Source organism: Streptomyces polyasparticus (genome assembly GCF_014493765.1).
Lineage (GTDB): Bacteria > Actinomycetota > Actinomycetes > Streptomycetales > Streptomycetaceae > Streptomyces > Streptomyces polyasparticus.
Genome location: NZ_JACTVJ010000004.1, coordinates 1 through 20,651, shown reverse-complemented (window position 1 = coordinate 20,651; position 20,651 = coordinate 1). Strand labels below are relative to the sequence as shown.

The window sequence follows — 20,651 nt, the reverse complement described above, 5'->3', positions numbered from 1 at the left end:
AAGGGTGCGAGACTGGCCGTATGCCTGTGCTCGACCCGCACCCCAAGAACGGCCAGAAGAAGCTGCTCGCCGTCTTCGGCGCCATGATGGCCATCACCGTGATCATCGGCATCATCGCCACGATCGTCTCGCCCTGACATCCCGTACGAACCCGCCATGGTGGGGTTAGCTCCACCATCCCCTAGGGGGCTGGTGTCAGGGTCAAGTGGGTGGATCACCGGATGGGTTGAGGGCCCGCGCTTCCGTAGGTTCTTCAGTAGGCCGCACAGCGTCGATCTGCGGCACCGCCGCGAGGCGCGGCGGACGGACCTGAAGACCCGGAGGCGTCATGTCGGCCCCAGCGCACACCAGCTCCCCGCAGCAGGCCCGTGGCGCACAGGCCCGGCTGCCCTGGTGGGGCGTCGCCCTGCCGGTGATCGCCTTCGTCGCGCTCTTCCTGGTCGTGCTGCACCCCGCCGAGGCACAGGCGGCGACCGGTGACCCCGCCGTCGGGGACTTCCTGGGCAGGCTCAAGGAAACCCTGATGTTCCGCATCCCGTGAGGATGTTCCGTAAGCCCGTGAGATCCGCGTGCGGTCCCCGTGAGATCTCTGTGCGGCCGGTGTCACCCTTCAAGGGGGAGCCCGTCAACTCCCTGCGCCGCGTGGAGCGTTTCATGCGAAGCTGGGACACATGAGTGTCGATACACCGCGCAGGCTCGTCCTCCTCAGGCACGCCAAGGCCGACTGGCCCCAGATCTCCGACCACGAAAGGCCGTTGGCCGAGCGGGGCCGCAAGGACGCCCCCACCGCGGGCCGTCGGCTCGCGGAGAGCGGGATCGCCTTCGACCTGGCCGTCTGCTCCACGGCCGCCCGTACCCGGGAGACCTGGAAGCTGGCGGTGGGCGAGCTGCCGCAGCGCCCGAAGACCGTGTACGAGGAGAGGGTGTACGAGGCCTCTCCCGGCGAGCTGATCGCCGTGCTCAACGAGACCCCGGACGACGTCGCCGACCTGCTCCTCATCGGCCACAACCCCGGCATGCAGGGCCTGGCCGAGATCCTCGCGGGCTCCGCCGAGGACGATCCCCTGGCCCGCCTCAACCGCCGCGGTTTCCCGACCTCGGCGATGGCGATGCTGAGCTTCAAGGGTTCGTGGAAGTCCCTGGAACCGGGTGTGGCGACGCTGTTCGACTACTGGGCTCCGAACGAGTAGGCGAGCAGACGCGTCACGAACAGAGCAACTCGCTCTGTCCCCTACGTGCTTGAGGGCCCCGGAGGAATGCCGGGGCCCTCAACTTCTTACGGCTACATCTTGCGGCTACGCGTCCCTGGCGTCCGCGGCCTCGACCTCTTCGCGGGTGACCCCGAGAAGGTAGAGCACCGTGTCGAGGAACGGGAAGTTCACCGCGGTGTGCGCGGCCTCCCGTACGACCGGCTTGGCGTTGAACGCGACGCCGAGACCTGCCGCGTTGAGCATGTCGAGGTCATTGGCACCGTCGCCGATCGCCACCGTCTGCGCCAGCGGCACACCGGCCTCGTCGGCGAACCGGCGAAGCAGCCGGGCCTTGCCGGCCCGGTCCACGATGTCGCCGGTGACCTTGCCGGTCAGCTTGCCGTCGACGATCTCCAGGGTATTGGCGTGCGCGAAGTCGAGCCCCAGCCGTTCCTTGAGGTCGTCCGTGACCTGCGTGAATCCGCCCGATACGACACCGACTTGATAGCCGAGCCGCTTCAGGGTGCGCACCAGGGTCCGCGCGCCGGGCGTGAGCCGCACCTCGGCCCGCACCTTCTCGACCACCGAGACGTCGAGGCCCTTCAGGAGGGCCACCCGGGCATGCAGCGACTGCTCGAAGTCCAGCTCACCGCGCATCGCGGCGTTGGTGACCTCGGCGACCTGCTCCTCGCAGCCGGCGTGTGCGGCGAACAGCTCGATGACCTCGTCCTGGATGAGCGTCGAGTCGACGTCCATCACGACGAGCCGCTGCGCGCGCCGGTGCAGCCCTGCCGAGACGACCGCGACATCGACGCCGAGCGCGGCGGCCTCGGTGGCCAGCGCGGTGCGCAGCGGCTCGGTCGGCGTGCCGGAGACGGCGAACTCCACGGCCGTCACGGGGTACTTGGCGAGCCGGAAGATGCGGTCGATGTTGCCGCCGGTGGCGGTGATCCGGGCCGCGATGGCCGCCGTGGACTCGGCGGTCAGCGGATGCCCGAGCACCGTGACATGCGAGCGGCCCTCGCCGCGCGGCCGGTTGTCGCCCACGCCCGAGATGATCTCGGCCTGCAGCTTCAGGGAGTCGGCCCAGCTGTGCACCGTCGACCGCAGCTCGCCCTCCAGACCGGAGGCGGGCTCGGTGACGAGCGCACAGAGCACGATCCGTCCCCGGGTGACGACCTGCTCCAGGTCGACGACATCCACGGAGAAGGCGGCAAGGGTGTCGAAGAGCCCGGCGGTGATACCTGGCCTGTCCTTGCCGAAGATCTTGACGAGAAGAGTGGGGACGTCGGCGGTGTTCTGCGGTGCGCTCATGGTGGGGAACACGGTAGCGGGCGTGGGTGACGGGGTGGTGAGGTGTCCCGGGTGGTGGACGCCTATCAGCCCCTCCGGCGTTTGAGGAGATCCGAACGAAGTTCGGATGCGGGGGTGCAGGGGGCGAAGCCCCCGCGGCCCACCCACCCTGGGGCTCCGCAGATCCCACCCACCCGTGGGGGCTCCGCAGCTGGGGGTCCGGGGCGCAGCCCCGGTTTCGGGAAGGGGCGGGGCGGGGAGAGAAGCCCGCCGCAGGCGCCACCCACCCGCACGCGACGACGCAACCGCACCGCACCCGACGACGACACCGCCCCCTACCGCCGCCACCCACCCCGAGGCGGCCCCTCCTCCGGAGGAGGATCCCGCAGCTCGTCCGGAATCTGCAGATAGGGATTGGTGTCCGGATTCGCGGGCCGGAACGGCGCCGCGGGGTCGTACGGACCCGAGGAGTGGGAGGACGCGGCGCCCCCGCCGCCCCCCGCCTCGGCCACCGCGAACCCCGAAACCCGCCCACCCGCCGCCCCGCTCACGGAGGCAAGGAGCGCCCCGAGCCCACCGGCCCCCGCCCCCCACACGGCCCCGAGCAGCAGCCCCATCCCGGCCTGCCCCCGCAGCGAGAGCCCCGCGCCGAAAGCATCGAAACCCAGCACGGACAGGGACGCGTTCGCGGACACCGCGGTCAGCCACACCATGAGCGGTACGACCAGCGCGGTCACCACACCGAGCCGCAGCGCACACCGGCCCGCGAACCCGCCCACCGACAGCGCACCCACCGGCGTACGCACGGCGGTGAGCACTCCGGCGAACAGCATCATCACCGCGACCGCCACCACGAGCAGCCACACCCGCCCGTCGAGCTCGGCGAGCCGGCCGATCGTCGCGGGCTCGTCCGCGGAGACGCTGAAGAATTCGTCGAGCGGTGCCGGAAGCACCTCGACAAGTGCCCCTGTCGCCTTGCCTTCCCAGGGCACGAACATGCCGAGCGGCACCGCGAGCCACACCCCGTTGGGCGCCCCGAGCAGCGCGGCCCCCGCGATCCGCCCGGGATGGTCGTCGCCGATCGCCGCGTACGCCGCGGCCGCGAGCCCCGCCGCCACCGCCACGAGCAGCACGGTCACGAGCGCCGAGGCGGCCGGCCGCACGGCCCGGTGCAGGAACGAGAGCGCCGCGGGCAGCGGCGTACGACGGGAGACCAGGAGCGCGAGGACCAGCACCCCGAGCACCCACACCAGCGCGCCGAGCAGCGAAGGACCCGTGTCGACGGTGAAGCCGACCGCGGCCTCGGCCTCGACGAGATCGCCGAGCCGGTCGGGCAGCAGATCGCCGATGCCGCCGGGCAGATCGTCGGTGATCCCGCCGCCGTCCGGGAGTTGGTCGAGGCCGAGCGAGGCGCCGTCGATGGTGATGACATCGTGACCGGCCCACGCGAGACCGCCGATCATCGCCAGGAAGAGGACCGCCACCGTGCCGGCCCGCGCGGCCAGCTCACGGGGCGAGATCTCAACTCCCAGGGCGCGTAAGGACCGTAGGAAGAAGAAGGCGAGCAGCAGCGCGCCCGCCAGACCGACGCCGAGCGGTGTCACCTCTATCGCGGTGGTGGCCTCCGCGCCTTCCAGGCCGAAAGCCGACACATCGCCCGACGGCGTCACCGAACCGCCCACGCCGAGCACCACGGCCGCCGCCGTCATCGGCCCCAGCGAACCCGCCGCATCCGCGCCGAGCAGATGGAGCCCGAGCGCCGCGACGCCGGCCATGCCGACGAGGGACCAGCTCACACAGGCGATCGCCGTGAGCAGCACATCTCCCCAACGGATCCGGTCCACTTGGCCGACCGCCGCACTCGACCGCATCGCGCCCATCGGCCGTCCCCCGATCCGTAGAGCTTTGTCCGTTAACTGAAGGTTGCGCATGATCCGCGTACACCTATGGGTGATTACCACTCTCCGGGGCGGTTTCCGGACCGTCAACGGGGCGAACCATGAGGCACCTACGGACTCTTCACAAGGCCCGACTTTCGGACAGGGGGCTGAGCCTGAAATAGTTCCCCACGATGTTCGACATCCCTAGACTCCCCATGACGGGGCCAATCGGGGGACAACGTAGTGGGGCATGGAGTGCCGGAACTCGTACTGGAATTGAACGGACGGACCTGGACCCTGGATCCGTCCAGGTCATACACGCTCGGACGCGACCCGGGCGGTGATGTGACGATTGACGACGCGCGGGTTTCCTGGCGTCACGCCACCATCAGCTGGGGCGGCCGCAGTTGGGTCATCGAGGACCACGGCTCGACGAACGGAACGTTCGTCCAGGGCCAGCGGATCCATCAGATGGAGATCGGCCCGGGCTCGGCGGTGCATCTGGGCAACGCCACGGACGGTCCGCGTCTGAACCTCACGGGTGCGGGCGCGGCTGCGTCCGTGGCTCCGCAGCAGGCGCAGCACGCCCAGCAGGCCCCGGCCCAGCACCAGGCGCGCAAGCAGCCGGGGGCCGCGCCCCAGCAGGGCGGTCCCGGCTGGTCGCAGCAGCACCAGCCGCCGGCGCCGCAGCAGGGCGTGCCGCAGCAGCAGGGCTGGCAGCAGCAGCCCGCGCCGCAGGTCCCGCAGCAGAGCGGCTCCTCGGGGGCGCCGCCGGTCTACGGCGACCGCAGCCCCACCACGTTCCACCAGCTGGCCCTCGGCCGCGTGATGCGCATCGGACGTGCGCTCGAGAACGAGCTGGTCGTCTCCGACCTCCAGGTCTCGCGCCACCACGCCGAGTTCCACGCGACGCCCGACGGCCGGATGGAGATCCGCGACCTCGGCTCGCACAACGGCACGTATGTCAACGGTATGCCGGTCGCCAAGGGCGGCACCGCGGTGCTCGGCCCCAACGACATCGTCGGCGTCGGTCACTCGACGTTCCGTGTCGTGGGCGGTCAGCTCGAGGAGTTCGTCGACACCGGTGAGGTCTCCTTCTCGGCCCGCCATCTGACGGTCACCGTCGACGGCGGCAAGCAGATCCTCAAGGACGTCTCCTTCGGCGTCCCGGAGAAGTCGCTCATCGCCGTCATCGGCCCGTCCGGCTCCGGCAAGTCGACGCTCCTGAAGGCGCTCACGGGCTACCGCCCGGCCAACCAGGGTGACGTCCTCTACGACAACCGGAACCTGTACAAGCAGTTCGCCGAGCTGCGCCAGCGCATCGGTCTGGTCCCGCAGGACGACATCCTGCACAAGGAGCTGACCGTCCGCACGGCGCTCAAGTACGCCGCCAAGCTGCGCTTCCCCGCGGACACCAGCAACCAGGAGCGCGCGGACCGCATCGACGAGGTGCTTCGCGAGCTCAAGCTCGACATCCACAAGGACAAGAAGATCACCTCGCTCTCGGGTGGTCAGCGCAAGCGTGTGTCCGTGGCCCTCGAGCTGCTCACCAAGCCGTCGCTGATCTTCCTCGACGAGCCGACCTCGGGCCTCGACCCGGGCATGGACCGCGATGTGATGCAGCTGCTCCGCGGTCTCGCGGACGACGGCCGTACGGTCCTGGTCGTCACGCACTCCGTCGCCGAGCTGGCGATCTGCGACAAGCTCCTGGTGATGGCGCCCGGCGGTTCGGTCGCCTACTTCGGTCCGCCGGAGGAAGCGCTCAACTTCTTCGGCTACAGCACCTGGGCCGATGTCTTCTCGGCGTTCGAGAACTACCGCGACTACGACTGGGCGGGCCGCTGGAAGGGCTCGCAGCACTACCAGATGTACGCCGCCGACATCGACGCCGTCGCCGCGCAGTCGGTGCACATGCCGCCGCCGCAGCAGATGCGCCCGCCCAAGCCACAGGGCTGGGGCTCCCAGCTGATCACGCTGATCCGCCGCTACGTCTCGGTGATCGTCTCGGACAAGGGCTTCCTGGCCCTGATGGTGATCCTGCCCGCGGTGCTCGGCGTCGTCTCGACGCTGATCAGTTCGGACTTCGGTCTCACGGCGGATCCCAAGAGCGGCACGAACACCAACGCGCCCACGATCCTGCTGATCCTCGCGGTCGGTGCCTGCTTCTCCGGGGCGGCCAACTCCGTACGTGAGCTGATCAAGGAACGCGTGATCTACGAGCGAGAACGGGCCACCGGCCTGTCCCGCTCGGCGTATCTGATGTCGAAGGTGATCGTTCTCGGTGTGATCACCGTCCTGCAGGGCGCGATCATGGGCGCCATCGGCTTCGGTGTCCGCGAGGTGCCGGACGAGGGCCTGATCCTCGGTTCCTCAGTCAAGCTCGAACTGACCCTGCCGATCATGGCCCTCGGCTTCACCTGCATGATGTTCGGCCTGGTCATCTCCTCGCTGGTGAAGACCGCCGAGAAGACCATGCCCCTCCTGGTGATGTTCGCGATCATCCAGGTCGTCTTCACCGGCTGCCTCTTCGTGCTCAACGGGCAGATCGGCATCAACCAGTTCTCGTTCCTGATGCCGGCCCGCTGGGCGGTGGCCGCGTCGGGCACCACGGTCGACCTGAACAAGCTGTTCCCGAACCAGGACGACCCCACCTCGAAGGACCCGCTGTGGGAGCCCGAGGCCGCCACATGGGTCATGGACATGGGCGTCCTGATCCTGATCGGCGTGGTGCTCGCCTTCGTCGTGGCGCGACTGCTGCGCCGGCACGAGCCCGAGGTCATGCGGAAGTAACCGCTCCCGTACGACGCCGAAGGGCGGCACCCCGTTCGCGGGGTGCCGCCCTTCGGCGTTGCGGAGCAGGTGGTGAGCAGGCTCAGTAGGCGCTGTTCACGTTGTCGATCGAGCCGTAGCGGTCGGCCGCGTAGTTGGACGCGGCGACGATGTTGGCGACCGGGTTGTACTGGTTGTGCTCGGTTCCGTCGACGTGGTACGCGTCGAAGGTCGGCTTGATGATCTGCAGCAGACCGATGGAGGGCACGCCGTTCTGGGCGTTGATGTCCCAGTTGTTGATGGCGTTGGGGTTGCCGGACGACTCGCGCATCACGTTCTTGTAGATGCCGTTGTACGTACCGGGTATGCCCTCCTTCTTCATGATGTCGAGGGCCTGGCGGATCCAGCCGTCGAGGTTGTTGGCGTAGACCGGCTTGCGGGCGGCGGCCCGGCTCGCGGCCTCCTTCTCCTCGCGCTCCTGCTTCGCCTTCGCCTCGGCCTCGGCCTTCGCCTTGGCGTCCGCCTCGGCCTTCGCCTTCTTCGCGGCGGCGTCGGCATCCTTGGCGGCGGCCACCTGCTGCGCCGTGACGGAGGCCTGGACGTCCTTGTTGACCGTGAAGGCCGCGGGGGACGTGGAGATCTCCGCGGTGGCGGCCTGGGAGGCCTCGGAGGCGTTGCCCGGCACGATGGAGACCGCGAGAGCGGCGGCGCCGAGGGCGGCGACACCGGCCATCGAGAACTTCTGGCTCTTGGTCAGCGTGTACTGGCCTGCGGTGCGGTGCTTGGGCATGACGAATGGACCTCTTCGAATAGCGGGGTCGCTCGCCTTTCCTCGCCGGAAGCTGGTTCCGGCTTTTCCGCGCCGGGGCTGTTGAGCCACCGCGCCGAGCGACGGGAGCCATTCTTAGCGGCCGCAAAATTCTGTGGCAATGATGTGACGTACGAAGGCGCATAGTGGATCAGGTGCCGGGACCTAAGTCCCGAATGGTGCGTTCTGGCCGCCCAGAGGCCCCCTAGGGGTCTACTAGGGGGCCTCGTACGTGACGTGCGTCCTATGCGCGGGCTCACATCGAACGCGTAACAGTCTCACCAACCGTTGCCAGTGCAATTCGTTGAGTCACAGCTGTCATTCGGAAGGATGAGGTGGCTGTCCCCGAACTCATGCCAGAGGTAGAGCCCCTCTACTGCCTGCGCATAAGAACGCTCCAGCGCAGGCTTTCCCGCAATTGCCTCGAGCATCAGAAGATGCGAGGCCTCGGGCTCGTGCAGCCCCGTGATCAGCCCGTCCACGACCCGCACCCCGCGCTCCGGCGTCACCACCAGATCCGTCCAGCCCGCGGCCGGCCGCACCACACCGTCGGGTCCGGCCGCGGACTCCACGGCGCGTACGCCGGTGGTCCCGACGGCGATGATCCGCCCGCCCCCTGCCCTGGCCGCGTTGATCAGCCGGGCCGATGCGGCGGGCACCTCGAACCGCTCGGGATACGGCGGTTCATGCGCCTCCGCCGAAGCCACCCCCGTATGCAAGGTGATGGGAGCGAACTGCACGCCGCGGCTCACCAGCTCCGCGACGAGCCGCGCAGTGAACGGCCGCCCCGCGCTGGGCATCTCCGCCGACCCCGCGCCGCCGGGCTGCGGCAGCGCGAAGACCGTCTGGTACGCGGCGAGCGGCTGGTCCCTCCTCGTGTACGCGTAGCGGATCGGCCGCCCGTACCTGCCGAGCAGCTCCGGCACATGCGCCCCGGACACCCGCGCCCACCACAGTCGGGTCCCCGCGGGATCCAGCGGCTCCTCCAGTACGAGCGCGGCCCCGCCCTCGAGCGTCACCACGCCCGGGCCGCCCGCCCTGGCCCGTGTGGTGCCGCGCTCGTCCGGGTCCCGCAGCTCCACCGCCCAGCGCCCGTCGTCGCCGCACGTGGAGAAGTGGACGACCACGCGCTCACCGCCGGTCCGGCCGTCGACCGCGGCCGCCAGCGTCGGTGACGTATTGACGACGAGGAGGTCACCGGCGCGCAGCAGGGCGGGCAGCGCACGGAAGTCGTGGTGCGAGACCGCGGTGCCGCGCGAGACGAGCAGCCGCACCGCGTCCCGGTCGCGTCCCGGGCCGCGCTGCTCCGCGGGCTCGCGCGCCGAGAGCTCCTCGGGAACCCTGAGCGTGTCCAGGACGCTCACAGCGTCTCCAGGAGTGCGGGTGCCGCGTACCGCCCGCTGGCAGGGCGCTCGTCGAGCAGCCGCAGGAAGGCGGGCACGACCGTCCCGGGCTCGGGCCGCCCCGAGTCGTCGTCCAGCGGCACCGCGGCCTGGTAGAGAGAGGTCCGCATGTCGCCCGGGTCCACGGCCCACACCCGCAGGTCCGGTTCCTCGACGGCGAGCACCGCGGACAGATGGTCGAGCGCTGCCTTCGAGGCCCCGTAACCGCCCCAGGTCTCGTACGCCTCGGCCGCCGCGTCCGAGCTCAGCGCGATCACCGTTCCGGCCTTCGACTCCCGCAGCGCGGGCAGCGCCTCCTGGACCAGACCGAGCGGTGCCACCACATTGGTCTCGAGCGCCTCGCGCAGCCCGTCGAGGTCGTGCTGTTCCAGCCGTACGAGCGGTTCGGCGCCGAGCACGCTCGCGTTGTTCACCAGCAGATCGAGTCCGCCGAGCTCACGCGCCGCGGCGACGAGCGCCGAGCGGTGCCACGCGTCGGTGACCGTCCCCGGCAGCGCCACCACCTGTGTGCCGTACGAGCCGAGCTCCTCGGCCGTCTTCGCGAGCGTGTCCGCGGACCGCGCGTCGACGACCAGATCCCAGCCCCGCCCGGCGAGCGCGGTGGCGAGCGCCTTGCCGAACCCCTTGGAAGCCCCCGTGATGATCGCAACCGGCATGATGACCGTCCCCTCTGTATGTCGCTGCCCCCAACGTAGGAACCCGGATGCGCTCGGCGCCTCGTGCGCGAGGCCCGCTCCCGCAAGGTCCTTCGGACTACGCCCCGGGTCCTAGTCGGGGGAGGTCCCGGGCCCGATACGGGTGTTCGGACCCGCCGGTACGGTGTGTCCATGACCGACGGCCCCCGATCCGGCCTGTACGCCGTGAGCACCGCGCTCCTGGCGATGAGCAGGCATCTGGAGGTGCGCGACGTCCTCAAGACGATCGTGGCCTCCGCCCGTGAACTGCTCGACGCCGAGTACGCGGCGCTCGGCGTGCCCGACGACCACGGCGGCTTCGCGCAGTTCGTGGTCGACGGTGTGAGCGACGAGCAATGGAAGGCCATCGGACCGCTGCCGCGCCAGCACGGCATCCTCGCCGCGATGCTCCACGAGGAGCACGCCGAACGGCTCGCGGACGTCCGCAAGGACCCGCGTTTCGGCGGCTGGCCCTCCGCGCACCCCGACATGTCCGACTTCCTGGGCCTGCCGATCCGCGACGGCGACGAGACCCTGGGCGCGCTCTTCCTCGCGAACAAGAACTGCCCCAAGCCGGAAGGCAGTTGCGGCTTCACCGCCGAGGACGAGGAGCTGCTCGGCATACTCGCCCAGCACGCCGCCATCGCCCTCACCAACGCCCGTCTCTACGAGCGCAGCCGCGAGCTGACCATCGCCGAGGAACGCACCCGCCTCGCCCATGAACTGCACGACGCGGTCAGCCAGAAGCTGTTCTCGCTCCGTCTGACCGCGCAGGCCGCCGCCAAGCTGATCGACCGCGATCCCGTACGGGCCAAGGGCGAACTCCAGCAGGTGGCCGCGCTCGCCGCCGAAGCGGCCGACGAACTGCGCGCCGCCGTCACGGAGTTGCGGCCCGCCGCGCTCGACGAGGACGGCCTGGTCGCCACGTTGCGCACCCACATCCAGGTGCTCGACCGCGCGCACGCCCCGCAGGTCACCTTCCGCTGCGAAGGCGTACGCGCCCTGCCCGCCTCGCAGGAGGAGGCCATGCTGCGCGTCGCCCAGGAGGCCCTGCACAACGCGCTGCGCCACTCCGGCGGCGCCCAGGTGGACGTCGTACTGGAGAGGCACGGCCAGGGAGCCGTCCTTCGGATCACCGACGACGGACAGGGATTTGAACCACGGGAGACCCGGCGGGCCGGGCGTCACCTCGGCCTGGTCTCCATGCGGGACCGGGCGAGCGGGGTCGGCGGCCGGCTCACGGTGGAATCGGCGCCCGGCAAGGGCACCACGATCGAGATGGAGGTGCCCGGTGGCTGACAAGGTGATCCGCGTACTGCTGGTCGACGACCACCAGGTCGTCCGCCGGGGACTGCGCACCTTCCTGGAGATCCAGGAGGACATCGAGGTGGTCGGCGAGGCCTCGGACGGCGCCGAAGGCGTCGAGCGCGCCGAGGAGCTGAAGCCCGACGTCGTCCTGATGGACGTCAAGATGCCCGGCATGGACGGTGTCGAGGCGCTGCGCAAGCTGCGCGAACTGGCCAACCCCGCCCGGGTGTTGATCGTCACCAGCTTCACCGAGCAGCGCACGGTCGTGCCCGCGCTCAAGGCGGGCGCCGCGGGTTACGTCTACAAGGACGTGGACCCTGACGCCCTCGCCGGCGCCATCCGCTCCGTGCATGCGGGACATGTCCTGCTCCAGCCCGAGGTGGCGGGCGTGCTGCTCGCCCAGGACGAGGGCAACGGGGCGCAGGGGCGCGGCGGTTCGCTCACCGAGCGTGAACGCGAGGTGCTCGGCCTGATCGCCGACGGACGGTCCAACCGGGAAATCGCTCGCGCGCTCGTTCTCTCGGAGAAGACCGTCAAGACCCACGTATCGAACATCCTGATGAAACTCGATCTTGCAGACCGGACCCAGGCGGCTCTGTGGGCCGTCCGGCACGGCCTGAACGGCTGATCAGGGGCCGAGTCCGCGCAGGCAGGACCGTTTCGCCGGGAACGGTTGCGGACCGTCGCGTTCCGGACTGAGATTCATACCGTCGTGTGGATGTCCCTCGTACGGCGCATCCCGAGCGGACGTGGGCCGTTCTCCTTGCATGCTGCGGCGGCTGGCCGTGGCAATCGCAAGGAGGACACAGAAGTGAAGAACCTGAAGAAGGCTGCAGCCGTCACGATGGTGGCGGGTGGCCTGGTCGCCGCCGGTGCCGGTTTCGCGTCCGCCACGGATGGCGCGCACGCCGATGGCAAGGCCACCAAGTCGCCGGGCGTCGCCTCGGGCAACCTCGTCCAGGTGCCGGTCCACGTGCCGGTCAATGCCTGTGGCAACACCGTCTCCGTGATCGGTGCCCTCAACCCGGCCTTCGGCAACGACTGCTTCAACGGCTGACGTTCGCCAAGGTCTAGGCACTGACCAACCGGCCCCCCAGGCATACCGCCTGGGGGGCCGGTCGCGTGTCCAGGACGTTCAAGCGGACCCAGGGCACTCGCGCGACCACGGCTCTCGCTCGACCGCGGCTCTCGCGCGTTCCGCAGATCTTCGGCCTATTGATCCAAACGGGCGGCATCAGGCCCCGGTCCGTGTCATCCGGACGGCCCATGCGTTCTTCAGCGTGCGACCCCGCGGCTGGGGTCGCGGAACAGTGAACTCCCGTGCTCAGCACGGGACTTGATGGAGGAACAACCTCATGAACTTCGCCAAGAAGGCCGCCCTGGTCGTCGCCGCCGCTTCGATGGCCGCGGGTGCCTCCGCCGGTGCCGCGTTCGCCGACTCCGACGCGGACGCCAAGGCCCTGCAGAACCCGGGCGTCGGCTCGGGCAACACCGTGCAGGCCCCGGTGCACGTCCCCGTGAACGTCGGCGGCAACTCCGCCAACGTCGGTGGCGCCCTCAACCCGGCGTTCGGCAACGCGCTCTCGAACGCCAGCTGACGCACAGCACTCCGAAAGCCCCGCGAACTCCTCCCGGTTCGCGGGGCTTTCGCGTGTTCCGGTCGTTCCAGCTTTCCGGCTGCTACGGCGCGGGCGCTCAGCCCCGCAGCAGCTCCTCCACATACGCGTTGTACGCGGCCACCTGCGCCCTGCGCGCCGTACGTTCCACCGGCCGCAGCGCCTCGGCCCGCGCGCCGATCTCGGAGGCGCTGACAGCCCCGCCGTGCCCGTTCTCGTACGCCACCGAGATCAGCAGTCCGACCCGCTGCGCCAGCTCCAACACCCTGACCGCACGCGGCGGATAGCCAGGGGCGAGCACCTCGCGCCCGCGCTCCGCCCGCGCCCGGTACGCCTCCACGGCGGCCTCGGCGACCGGCCCCGACCCCGCGACGTCCAGCTTGGTGAGCAGCGCCGTCGCGTCCCGCAGCGCCTCGGCCAGCTCGCGCTCCGCCTCCCCGAGCGAGGGCACATCGGCCGGCGGCGCCTCGCGCACCGGCAGACAGTGCCAGAGGACCTCCACATGGACGTCACCGTCGGGCCCTGCCTCGTACACCTCGGGCACGAGCCCGAGCGCGACCCCGTGGCAGACCACGGCCTCCTCGGCCTCGAGCGCCCGCGCGTTGAACTCCGCGGGACCGCTCAGCCCCAGCGGATGCCCGGGCGCCGGCAGCGCGACCCGCAGCCCCTGCGCGCCGAGCGCCCGCAGCCGGCCGAGCGCGAGGGTCAGGCCGACCGGACCCGCCTCACCGGGCACACCGTCCACCCGGTGCACGGCGTCGTCCCCGACGATCGCGAGCGCGGCCTCATCAGGTGAGACAAGTCCGGCAATCAGTGCATTACCCCATGAGGCCAGCCGGCCCGAGCGCTGTTCCGTGAGCATGGAGACCAGCCTAAGAGCCTGCTTCCGAACCCCCGCCTGCGCCCCGACGCGCGGCGCGCACTCTCGCCGCGACCGCCGCTGCGCCTGCCCTCCGGGCAGAACGACGGAGGTTCGGAAGCAGGCTCTGGAGCCCCTCCACGTTGCCGAAACAAACACCAAGGACCGGACCGGCGACCGGAGTCCTCGCCCGGTGGCGTAGGTTTTCCCTGGGGGCGACGTCCGACCTGACGCTCGCAAGTTCCGATACGCATGGGAGACAGCACGCTCATGAGCGATGTGCTCGAGCTGGAGGACGTGTCCGTGGTCCGAGGGGGCCGCGCACTGGTGGACCAGGTCTCCTGGTCGGTGAAGGAGGGGGAGCGCTGGGTCATCCTCGGCCCCAACGGCGCCGGCAAGACGACGCTGCTCAATGTCGCCTCCAGCTACCTGTTCCCGAGCAAGGGCACCGCGACCATCCTCGGTGACACCCTCGGCAAGGTCGACGTCTTCGAGCTGCGCCCGCGCATCGGCATGGCCGGCATCGCCATCGCCGACAAGCTCCCCAAGAGCCAGACCGTCCTGCAGACCGTGCTCACCGCCGCCTACGGCATGACCGCCGGCTGGAACGAGCAGTACGAGGACGTCGACGAGCAGCGCGCCCGCGCCTTCCTCGACCGCCTCGGCATGTCCGAGTTCCTGGACCGTAAGTTCGGCACCCTCTCCGAGGGCGAGCGCAAGCGCACCATGATCGCGCGCGCCCTGATGACGGACCCCGAGCTGCTGCTCCTGGACGAGCCGGCCGCGGGCCTCGACCTCGGCGGCCGCGAGGACCTGGTGCGCCGGCTCGGCCGCCTGGCCCGCGACCCCATCGCCCCCTCGATGATCATGGTCACGCACCATGTCGAGGAGATCGCCCCCGGCTTCACGCACGTCCTGATGATCCGCCAGGGCAAGGTCCTCGCGGCCGGCCCTCTGGAGCTGGAACTGACGTCCCGGAACCTGTCGCTCTGCTTCGGCCTCCCGCTGGTCGTCGAACAGGTCGGCGACCGCTGGACCGCGCAGGGCCTGCCGATCTCCTGACCCCGTAAAATCCCGTACGGAAGAGCAGTGCAGGGGCCCGCGCACCCTGTCCCGGGCCGGGCCCCCGCCCCTACCATGAACGTCATGGACCCATGGGTGTGGTGGCTGATCGGCGCGGTAGTCCTGGGCATTGCGCTCGTGATCTCCGCGATGCCCGAGCTCGGGATGCTCTCCGCAGGTGCAGTGGCCGCCGCCGTGACCGCCGGTCTCGGCGGCGACGTCGTTCTCCAAGTGATCCTCTTCGCCGCCGTTTCGGTGGCGGGGATCGCCGTCGTCCGGCCGGTCGCCGCCCGGCACAAAGCCCAGCGGCCCCAACTCGCCACCGGGGTCGAGGCGTTGAAGGGCAAGCAGGCCGTCGTCCTGGAACGGGTGGACGCACGCGGCGGCCGCATCAAACTCAACGGCGAGGTCTGGTCGGCTCGTTCACTCGACGAGGCGCAGGCGTACGACGTCGGTCAGCAGGTCGACGTGGTGGAGATCGACGGAGCCACCGCCGTCGTCATGTGACCGGTGGCGTGATCTGGCCGAAGATGGCTCGCGGCACCCGCAGGTCTGACAGACTCGATCAGCAAGATCTTCCAGACGTACGCGCACTATGCAGCGTATTCAGGCTCGAAGGGCACGGGGAGCGCGATGCAACCGGTCATCATCGTCCTCATCATCCTGGTGGTGTTGGTCTTCATCGCCCTGATCAAGACGATCCAGGTGATCCCGCAGGCCAGCGCCGCCATCGTCGAGCGCTTCGGCCGCTACACCCGCACGCTCAACGCGGGTCTGAACATCGTCGTCCCGTTCATCGACTCGATCCGCAACCGGATCGACCTGCGTGAACAGGTTGTTCCGTTCCCGCCCCAGCCGGTGATCACCCAGGACAACCTGGTGGTCAACATCGACACCGTCATCTACTACCAGGTGACCGACGCCCGCGCCGCCACGTACGAAGTCGCCTCCTACATCCAGGCGATCGAGCAGCTCACCGTCACCACGCTCCGCAACATCATCGGTGGCATGGACCTGGAGCGGACCCTGACCTCCCGCGAGGAGATCAACGCGGCACTGCGCGGCGTGCTCGACGAGGCCACCGGCAAGTGGGGCATCCGCGTCAACCGCGTCGAGCTCAAGGCGATCGAACCGCCCACCTCCATCCAGGACTCGATGGAGAAGCAGATGCGCGCCGACCGTGACAAGCGTGCCGCGATCCTCACCGCGGAAGGTATCCGCCAGTCGCAGATCCTCACCGCCGAAGGCGAGAAGCAGTCCGCGATCCTGCGCGCCGAAGGTGAGGCCAAGGCCGCGGCTCTGCGCGCGGAAGGCGAAGCGCAGGCCATCCGTACGGTCTTCGAGTCCATCCACGCCGGCGACCCCGACCAGAAGCTGCTCTCGTACCAGTATCTCCAGATGCTGCCGAAGATCGCCGAGGGCGATGCCAACAAGCTCTGGATCGTGCCCAGCGAGATCGGCGACGCACTCAAGGGCCTGTCCGGCGCGTTCGGCAACTTCGGCGGCGGCGGGCTCGGCCCCAACTCCGTGGGCCCACAGGCCGGTCCACCCGCGACGGAGCGCCGCGAGCAGCCGCCGGTCGACTGACCCGCTGTGACGGCCTGGGAAATAGTCGGGGTCCTCGCCGCCGGATTCGGTGCAGGGGCCATCAATACGGTCGTGGGCTCCGGGACGCTCATCACGTTCCCGGTACTCCTCGCCATCGGCCTGCCCCCGGTGACGGCCACGGTCTCCAACGGCCTCGGTCTGCTGCCCGGCTTCGCCGGCGGAGTCTTCGGCTACCGCCGTGAACTGGCCGGGCAGCGGGCGCGCGTCCTGCGCTTCGGCATCGTTGTCACCGCGGGCGGCCTGTGCGGAGCGATCCTGCTCCTGACGCTGCCGCACTCCGCGTTCGAGATGATCGTCCCGGTCCTCGTCGGCCTCGCGCTCGTCCTCATCGCGCTCCAGCCCTGGATCACCAAGGCCCTGCAACGCCGCCGCGAACGCAAGGGACAGCCGGGCAGCCAGTTCGGCGGCCCCTGGCTCCTCGTAGGTCTGTTCCTCGCAAGCGTGTACGGCGGCTACTTCACCGCCGCCCAAGGCATCCTCTACATGGCCCTGATGGGCATGTTCCTCGGCGAATCCCTGCAGCGCACCAACGCGGTCAAGAACATCCTGGCCGCGATGGTCAACGCCGTCGCCGCCCTCTTCTTCCTCTTCGCCGCCCACTTCGACTGGACCGTGGTCCTGCTCCTGGCGGCGGGCTCCCTGGTGGGCGGTTTCGTCGGCGGGACGCTGGGCCGTCGCATTCCGTCGGGCCTGCTGAGGGGGCTCATCGTGGCCGTCGGTACTGTGGCCTTGATCCAACTCGTGATGAGGTGACCATGGCGCTCGAAATGCGGACCGTCTGCGAACGCTGCGACAAGCCGATAGCCCCCGAGGACCCCGCGTACATCTGCGTGTACGAGTGCACGTGGTGCCCGGACTGCACCACGGCGATGGAGCACATCTGCCCCAACTGCTCGGGAGAGCTGGTCATACGGCCCCGTCCCGCGAAGAAGCCCGCCTCCTGAAGGAGACGGGCCTCGTCGGGATCGGGCACGCGCCTGTTACGCGGCCACCGACTGCGTGAGCCACTCCGGCAGCGCCGACCGGTCGTCAGCCGCCAGCGCGAACAACATCGCATCACTCGGCGTCGGCACGAACGGCTCGAAGAGCAACGGCATCTGAGCCTGCTCCGGCGTACGGTCCGCCTTGCGGTGATTGTCCGCCGCACACGAGGCCACCGTGTTCAACCAGGTGTCCCCACCACCCTGCGCACGCGGTACGACGTGGTCCACCGTGGTGGCCCGCCGGCCGCAGTACGCGCACTTGTTGCGGTCCCTGATCAAGACACCCCGCCTCGACCAGGGCGCGTGTCTTCGGAACGGCACCCGTACGTACCGGCAGAGCCTGATCACCCGAGGCACCGGCAGCTCCACCGCCGCCGCGCGCATACGCAGCTCGGGGTGGGCCTGCTCGACGACGGCCTTATCGGTCAGAACCAGCACGACAGCCCGGTTCAACGTCACCGTCGACAGCGGCTCGAAGCTCGCGTTCAGCACCAGCGTGTCCCGCATCTCGCCCACCCTCCCGTGCGCACCAGCCCACCCCACGGCGGACTGGGATCAACTCTGGCCGGGCGGGCTGATCTGGACAACGGAATAAAAATGCCCGCTCCTGATCAATTCCATGACCAGGAGCGGGCAAACAACCGATGAACCCTCAGCTGTCGGCGGGTGCCTCGTACTCACCGATGAGCTGCGCACGGGCCAGCGTGTGGAACCGCAGGTTGAAGCCGACGACGGCCGGAGACGCCTCCGCGTCGGGACCCAGCTTCTCCTGGTCCACCGCGTACACGGTGAAGACATAACGGTGCGAGCCGTCCCCGGGCGGGGGAGCGGCGCCACCGAAGTCCTTCGACCCGTAGTCGTTGCGCGCGTGCACCGCACCCTCGGGCAGACCCTCGAACTTGCCGCTGCCGGCACCGACAGGCAGCTCGGTGACCGACGCGGGGATGTCGAAGAGCACCCAGTGCCAGAACCCGCTGCCCGTGGGGGCATCGGGGTCGTAACACGTCACCGCGAAGCTCTTGGTCTCCGCAGGGAACCCCTCCCACCGCAGCTGCGGCGAGGTGTTGCCCTTCGCGTACACCTGGGCGTCGTCCAGGACCTCACCCGGCGCGACATCGTCGCTCAGGACCGTGAACGACGGCACCTGCGGGTGGAAGTCATGGGGGAGCGGGCGCCTCTTGTCCGTCACGTCAAACCTCCGGTCGGCAGTCTCGGGTCTGCGCTTCAGAGCCTAGGCCCAGTTGCGCTTCCCGCCGACCTTGGACAGCCACTCGTTCAGGTAAGCCGACCAGTCCGTGCCCTGGTAGTCGTTCAGCCCCACCTTGAAGGCACGGAAGGTGTCGCCGCCCTGGTTGAACAGACCGGGCTTCTTGTCCATCTCCAGTACGACGTCCATCTCGCGGTCGTCCGCGACGAAGGACAGCTCGACCTGGCTCAGACCCTGGTACTGCGACGGCGGGAAGAACTCGATCTCCTGGTAGAACGGCAGCTTCTGCCGCGTACCGCGGATGTGCCCGCGCTCCATGTCCGCGCTCTTGAAGCGGAAGCCCAGCTGGATGAAGGCGTCGAGAATCGCCTGCTGCGCCGGCAGCGGGTGCACATTGATCGGGTCCAGGTCACCGGAGTCGACCGCACGCGCGATCTCCAGCTCGGTGGTCACACCAATGTTCATGCCACGCAGCGCCTGACCGTCGATCGTGGTGACTGGCGTCTCCCACGGGATCTCGAGCCCGAACTGCACGGCGTGCAGCGCATTGGCCTTGAGCTCGAAGGCACCGCCGAGGCGCTGCTTGGTGAACTCGATGTCCTGCTTGACCTCCTGGTCACCGCCCTCGACCTCGACCCGCGCCTGCAGGCCGACCGAGAGGGCCTCGATCTGCTGATCGACGGACCCGCCCTGAATACGGACCTCGCCCTGGACGACGCCGCCCGGCACGACATTGGCCTCGGTCAGCACCGTCTCCACCGAAGCGCCACCGGCACCCATGCTCGCGAGCAGCCTCTTGAACCCCATGATGTTCCTCCCCGTGCCGCACGACGACGGCCCGTCTTGATCAGCGATCTCTCATCTACAAACGCGAACCGGCAGGCGCTGGTTCCGGCCCACACCCTTGCAAGCGCAGGGCCCCCTGACCACCCACCCGTACAGAACCTTTGCACTACGCTCGTACGCCATGATCGCGGCCCCCGACCGTACGCCCCTGCCCCGCACGTTCTTCGACCGGCCCGTCCTCGAGGTCGCCCCCGACCTCCTGGGACGCATCCTGGTCCGCACCACCCCCGACGGTCCGATCGCGCTCCGCCTCACAGAGGTGGAGGCGTACGCCGGGGAGTCCGACCCGGGCTCGCACGCCTATCGTGGCCGCACGGCCCGCAACGGCGTGATGTTCGGACCGCCGGGCCACGCATACGTCTACTTCACGTACGGCATGTGGCACTGCCTCAACCTCGTCTGCGGCCCGGAGGGCTTCGCGAGCGGTGTACTCCTGCGCGCCGGCGAGATCGTCGAGGGCGCCGAGCTCACCCGGCACCGACGCCTATCGGCCCGCAATGACAAGGAACTGGCCAAAGGCCCGGCCCGCCTCGCCACGGCCCTCGACGTCGACCGCGCCCTCGACGGCACGGACGTCTGCGCGGGCCCCGAAGCTTCGCTCTCTGTCTATACGGGTACACCCGTGCCCTCCGACCAGGTACGCAACGGCCCGCGCACCGGCGTCTCGGGGGAGGGCGGAGTCCACCCCTGGCGCTTCTGGATCGCCGACGACCCGACCGTCAGCCCTTACAGGGCCCATACGCCCCGACGGCGGACGTCCTGACGGGACTTGACGCCGCTCCGGGGGATCCGTAATGTAGCCCGAGCCGCTTGAACCGGGTACTGCCTTCGACAGCAGCCGGAAGCGGCCAAACCACTACTGCGACTTCCCTCAACGGGGTCCATTTCGGCATGCCGAAATTCGATTCCGCTGACTCGATTATGAGTTGCCGAAGGAATCCGCTAACGTAGTGAATGTCGAAAGGTCGCGAGGCCGAATAGACAGCCCGCAGGAAGTCGAAAGGCAACCGAAAGGCAAATCCCGCCGACTGGGAATCAGGCCCGAAAGAGTCTGATAGAGTCGGAAACGCAAGACCGAAGGGAAGCCCGGAGGAAAGCCCGAGAGGGTGAGTACAAAGGAAGCGTCCGTTCCTTGAGAACTCAAC

Annotated in this window: 23 protein-coding genes; 14 read left to right on the top strand and 9 right to left on the bottom strand. The window is 69.4% G+C overall.

The window, feature by feature from the left end:
* The first annotated feature begins 20 nt into the window (after nucleotides 1–20).
* The 3 genes from H9Y04_RS47470 (at nucleotide 21) to H9Y04_RS04375 (ending at nucleotide 1,190) form a co-directional block, all read left to right on the top strand.
* Nucleotides 21–137, top strand: coding sequence for an SGM_5486 family transporter-associated protein (locus tag H9Y04_RS47470; protein ID WP_267913067.1), 117 nt, complete (start codon nucleotides 21–23; stop codon nucleotides 135–137).
* A gap of 191 nt (nucleotides 138–328) precedes the next feature.
* Nucleotides 329–541, top strand: a complete 213-nt coding sequence (locus H9Y04_RS04380) for a hypothetical protein (RefSeq protein WP_187812323.1) — start codon at nucleotides 329–331, stop codon at nucleotides 539–541.
* Between the two features lie 130 nt (nucleotides 542–671).
* Nucleotides 672–1,190 carry a SixA phosphatase family protein gene (locus H9Y04_RS04375; protein WP_187812322.1) on the top strand — a complete coding sequence of 173 codons (519 nt, stop codon included), beginning with the start codon at nucleotides 672–674 and terminating at the stop codon, nucleotides 1,188–1,190.
* A gap of 105 nt (nucleotides 1,191–1,295) precedes the next feature.
* Here H9Y04_RS04375 and serB read toward each other — a convergent pair whose 3' ends face one another.
* Nucleotides 1,296–2,504: a phosphoserine phosphatase SerB gene (serB, locus tag H9Y04_RS04370; RefSeq protein ID WP_187812321.1), complete on the bottom strand. Its 1,209-nt coding sequence runs from the start codon at nucleotides 2,502–2,504 to the stop codon at nucleotides 1,296–1,298.
* Nucleotides 2,505–2,818: 314 nt separating this feature from the next.
* Nucleotides 2,819–4,363: a streptophobe family protein gene (locus H9Y04_RS04365; RefSeq protein ID WP_236070589.1), complete on the bottom strand. Its 1,545-nt coding sequence runs from the start codon at nucleotides 4,361–4,363 to the stop codon at nucleotides 2,819–2,821.
* Between the two features lie 255 nt (nucleotides 4,364–4,618).
* On the opposite strand from H9Y04_RS04365, the gene H9Y04_RS04360 reads away from it, so the two are divergent.
* The gene (locus H9Y04_RS04360; RefSeq protein ID WP_187812320.1) at nucleotides 4,619–7,153 is read left to right on the top strand and encodes an ABC transporter ATP-binding protein/permease; all 2,535 of its coding nucleotides are present in this window, start codon (nucleotides 4,619–4,621) and stop codon (nucleotides 7,151–7,153) included.
* 82 nt (nucleotides 7,154–7,235) lie between these two features.
* On the opposite strand, the gene H9Y04_RS04355 is transcribed toward H9Y04_RS04360, so the two are convergent.
* The 3 genes from H9Y04_RS04355 to H9Y04_RS04345 form a co-directional block, all read right to left on the bottom strand.
* On the bottom strand, nucleotides 7,236–7,922 hold the full coding sequence (locus H9Y04_RS04355; protein WP_187812319.1) for a transglycosylase SLT domain-containing protein: 687 nt from the start codon (nucleotides 7,920–7,922) through the stop codon (nucleotides 7,236–7,238).
* Nucleotides 7,923–8,218: 296 nt separating this feature from the next.
* A complete protein-coding gene (locus tag H9Y04_RS04350; RefSeq protein ID WP_187812318.1) occupies nucleotides 8,219–9,304 on the bottom strand; it encodes an S-adenosylmethionine:tRNA ribosyltransferase-isomerase in 1,086 nt (361 codons plus the stop codon).
* Nucleotides 9,301–9,999 carry an SDR family NAD(P)-dependent oxidoreductase gene (locus H9Y04_RS04345; RefSeq protein ID WP_187812317.1) on the bottom strand — a complete coding sequence of 233 codons (699 nt, stop codon included), beginning with the start codon at nucleotides 9,997–9,999 and terminating at the stop codon, nucleotides 9,301–9,303. Before H9Y04_RS04345 ends, H9Y04_RS04350 begins: the two co-directional genes overlap by 4 nt.
* A 171-nt stretch (nucleotides 10,000–10,170) precedes the next feature.
* On the opposite strand from H9Y04_RS04345, the gene H9Y04_RS04340 reads away from it, so the two are divergent.
* From H9Y04_RS04340 to H9Y04_RS04325, 4 genes are all read left to right on the top strand, one after another.
* Nucleotides 10,171–11,316, top strand: a complete 1,146-nt coding sequence (locus tag H9Y04_RS04340; RefSeq protein WP_187812316.1) for a GAF domain-containing sensor histidine kinase — start codon at nucleotides 10,171–10,173, stop codon at nucleotides 11,314–11,316.
* A complete protein-coding gene (locus tag H9Y04_RS04335; RefSeq protein ID WP_308800858.1) occupies nucleotides 11,309–11,953 on the top strand; it encodes a response regulator in 645 nt (214 codons plus the stop codon). Before H9Y04_RS04340 ends, H9Y04_RS04335 begins: the two co-directional genes overlap by 8 nt.
* 183 nt (nucleotides 11,954–12,136) lie before the next feature.
* Nucleotides 12,137–12,382, top strand: coding sequence for a chaplin (locus H9Y04_RS46530; protein ID WP_093618393.1), 246 nt, complete (start codon nucleotides 12,137–12,139; stop codon nucleotides 12,380–12,382).
* 298 nt (nucleotides 12,383–12,680) lie between these two features.
* Nucleotides 12,681–12,923: a chaplin gene (locus H9Y04_RS04325; protein WP_187812315.1), complete on the top strand. Its 243-nt coding sequence runs from the start codon at nucleotides 12,681–12,683 to the stop codon at nucleotides 12,921–12,923.
* A gap of 97 nt (nucleotides 12,924–13,020) precedes the next feature.
* On the opposite strand, the gene H9Y04_RS04320 is transcribed toward H9Y04_RS04325, so the two are convergent.
* On the bottom strand, nucleotides 13,021–13,803 hold the full coding sequence (locus H9Y04_RS04320) for an Rv1486c family protein (protein ID WP_187812314.1): 783 nt from the start codon (nucleotides 13,801–13,803) through the stop codon (nucleotides 13,021–13,023).
* A gap of 267 nt (nucleotides 13,804–14,070) precedes the next feature.
* Between H9Y04_RS04320 and H9Y04_RS04315 the strand changes: the two genes are divergently transcribed.
* From H9Y04_RS04315 to H9Y04_RS04295, 5 genes are all read left to right on the top strand, one after another.
* Complete coding sequence (locus H9Y04_RS04315; RefSeq protein WP_187812313.1) at nucleotides 14,071–14,862, top strand: ABC transporter ATP-binding protein; 792 nt, start codon at nucleotides 14,071–14,073, stop codon at nucleotides 14,860–14,862.
* Between the two features lie 75 nt (nucleotides 14,863–14,937).
* Nucleotides 14,938–15,369, top strand: coding sequence for an NfeD family protein (locus H9Y04_RS04310; RefSeq protein ID WP_187812312.1), 432 nt, complete (start codon nucleotides 14,938–14,940; stop codon nucleotides 15,367–15,369).
* Between the two features lie 126 nt (nucleotides 15,370–15,495).
* Entirely contained in the window at nucleotides 15,496–16,449 is a 954-nt protein-coding gene (locus H9Y04_RS04305) for an SPFH domain-containing protein (RefSeq protein WP_187812311.1), read from the top strand.
* A 6-nt stretch (nucleotides 16,450–16,455) separates the two neighbouring features.
* Nucleotides 16,456–17,223 carry a sulfite exporter TauE/SafE family protein gene (locus tag H9Y04_RS04300; protein ID WP_187812310.1) on the top strand — a complete coding sequence of 256 codons (768 nt, stop codon included), beginning with the start codon at nucleotides 16,456–16,458 and terminating at the stop codon, nucleotides 17,221–17,223.
* Nucleotides 17,224–17,225: 2 nt separating this feature from the next.
* The gene (locus tag H9Y04_RS04295; RefSeq protein ID WP_187812309.1) at nucleotides 17,226–17,414 is read left to right on the top strand and encodes a DUF1272 domain-containing protein; all 189 of its coding nucleotides are present in this window, start codon (nucleotides 17,226–17,228) and stop codon (nucleotides 17,412–17,414) included.
* A gap of 36 nt (nucleotides 17,415–17,450) precedes the next feature.
* Here the strand turns inward: H9Y04_RS04295 and H9Y04_RS04290 are convergent, their stop codons facing one another.
* From H9Y04_RS04290 to H9Y04_RS04280, 3 genes are all read right to left on the bottom strand, one after another.
* The gene (locus H9Y04_RS04290; RefSeq protein WP_187812308.1) at nucleotides 17,451–17,960 is read right to left on the bottom strand and encodes an HNH endonuclease; all 510 of its coding nucleotides are present in this window, start codon (nucleotides 17,958–17,960) and stop codon (nucleotides 17,451–17,453) included.
* Between the two features lie 145 nt (nucleotides 17,961–18,105).
* Nucleotides 18,106–18,642 carry a YbhB/YbcL family Raf kinase inhibitor-like protein gene (locus H9Y04_RS04285; RefSeq protein ID WP_187812307.1) on the bottom strand — a complete coding sequence of 179 codons (537 nt, stop codon included), beginning with the start codon at nucleotides 18,640–18,642 and terminating at the stop codon, nucleotides 18,106–18,108.
* A 42-nt stretch (nucleotides 18,643–18,684) separates the two neighbouring features.
* Complete coding sequence (locus H9Y04_RS04280) at nucleotides 18,685–19,467, bottom strand: sporulation protein (RefSeq protein ID WP_187812306.1); 783 nt, start codon at nucleotides 19,465–19,467, stop codon at nucleotides 18,685–18,687.
* A gap of 160 nt (nucleotides 19,468–19,627) precedes the next feature.
* Here H9Y04_RS04280 and H9Y04_RS04275 point away from each other — a divergent pair, with 160 nt between their 5' ends.
* Nucleotides 19,628–20,269 (top strand): DNA-3-methyladenine glycosylase, encoded by a 642-nt coding sequence (locus H9Y04_RS04275; protein WP_187812305.1) that lies wholly within the window; start codon nucleotides 19,628–19,630, stop codon nucleotides 20,267–20,269.
* Nucleotides 20,270–20,651 lie beyond the last annotated feature (382 nt).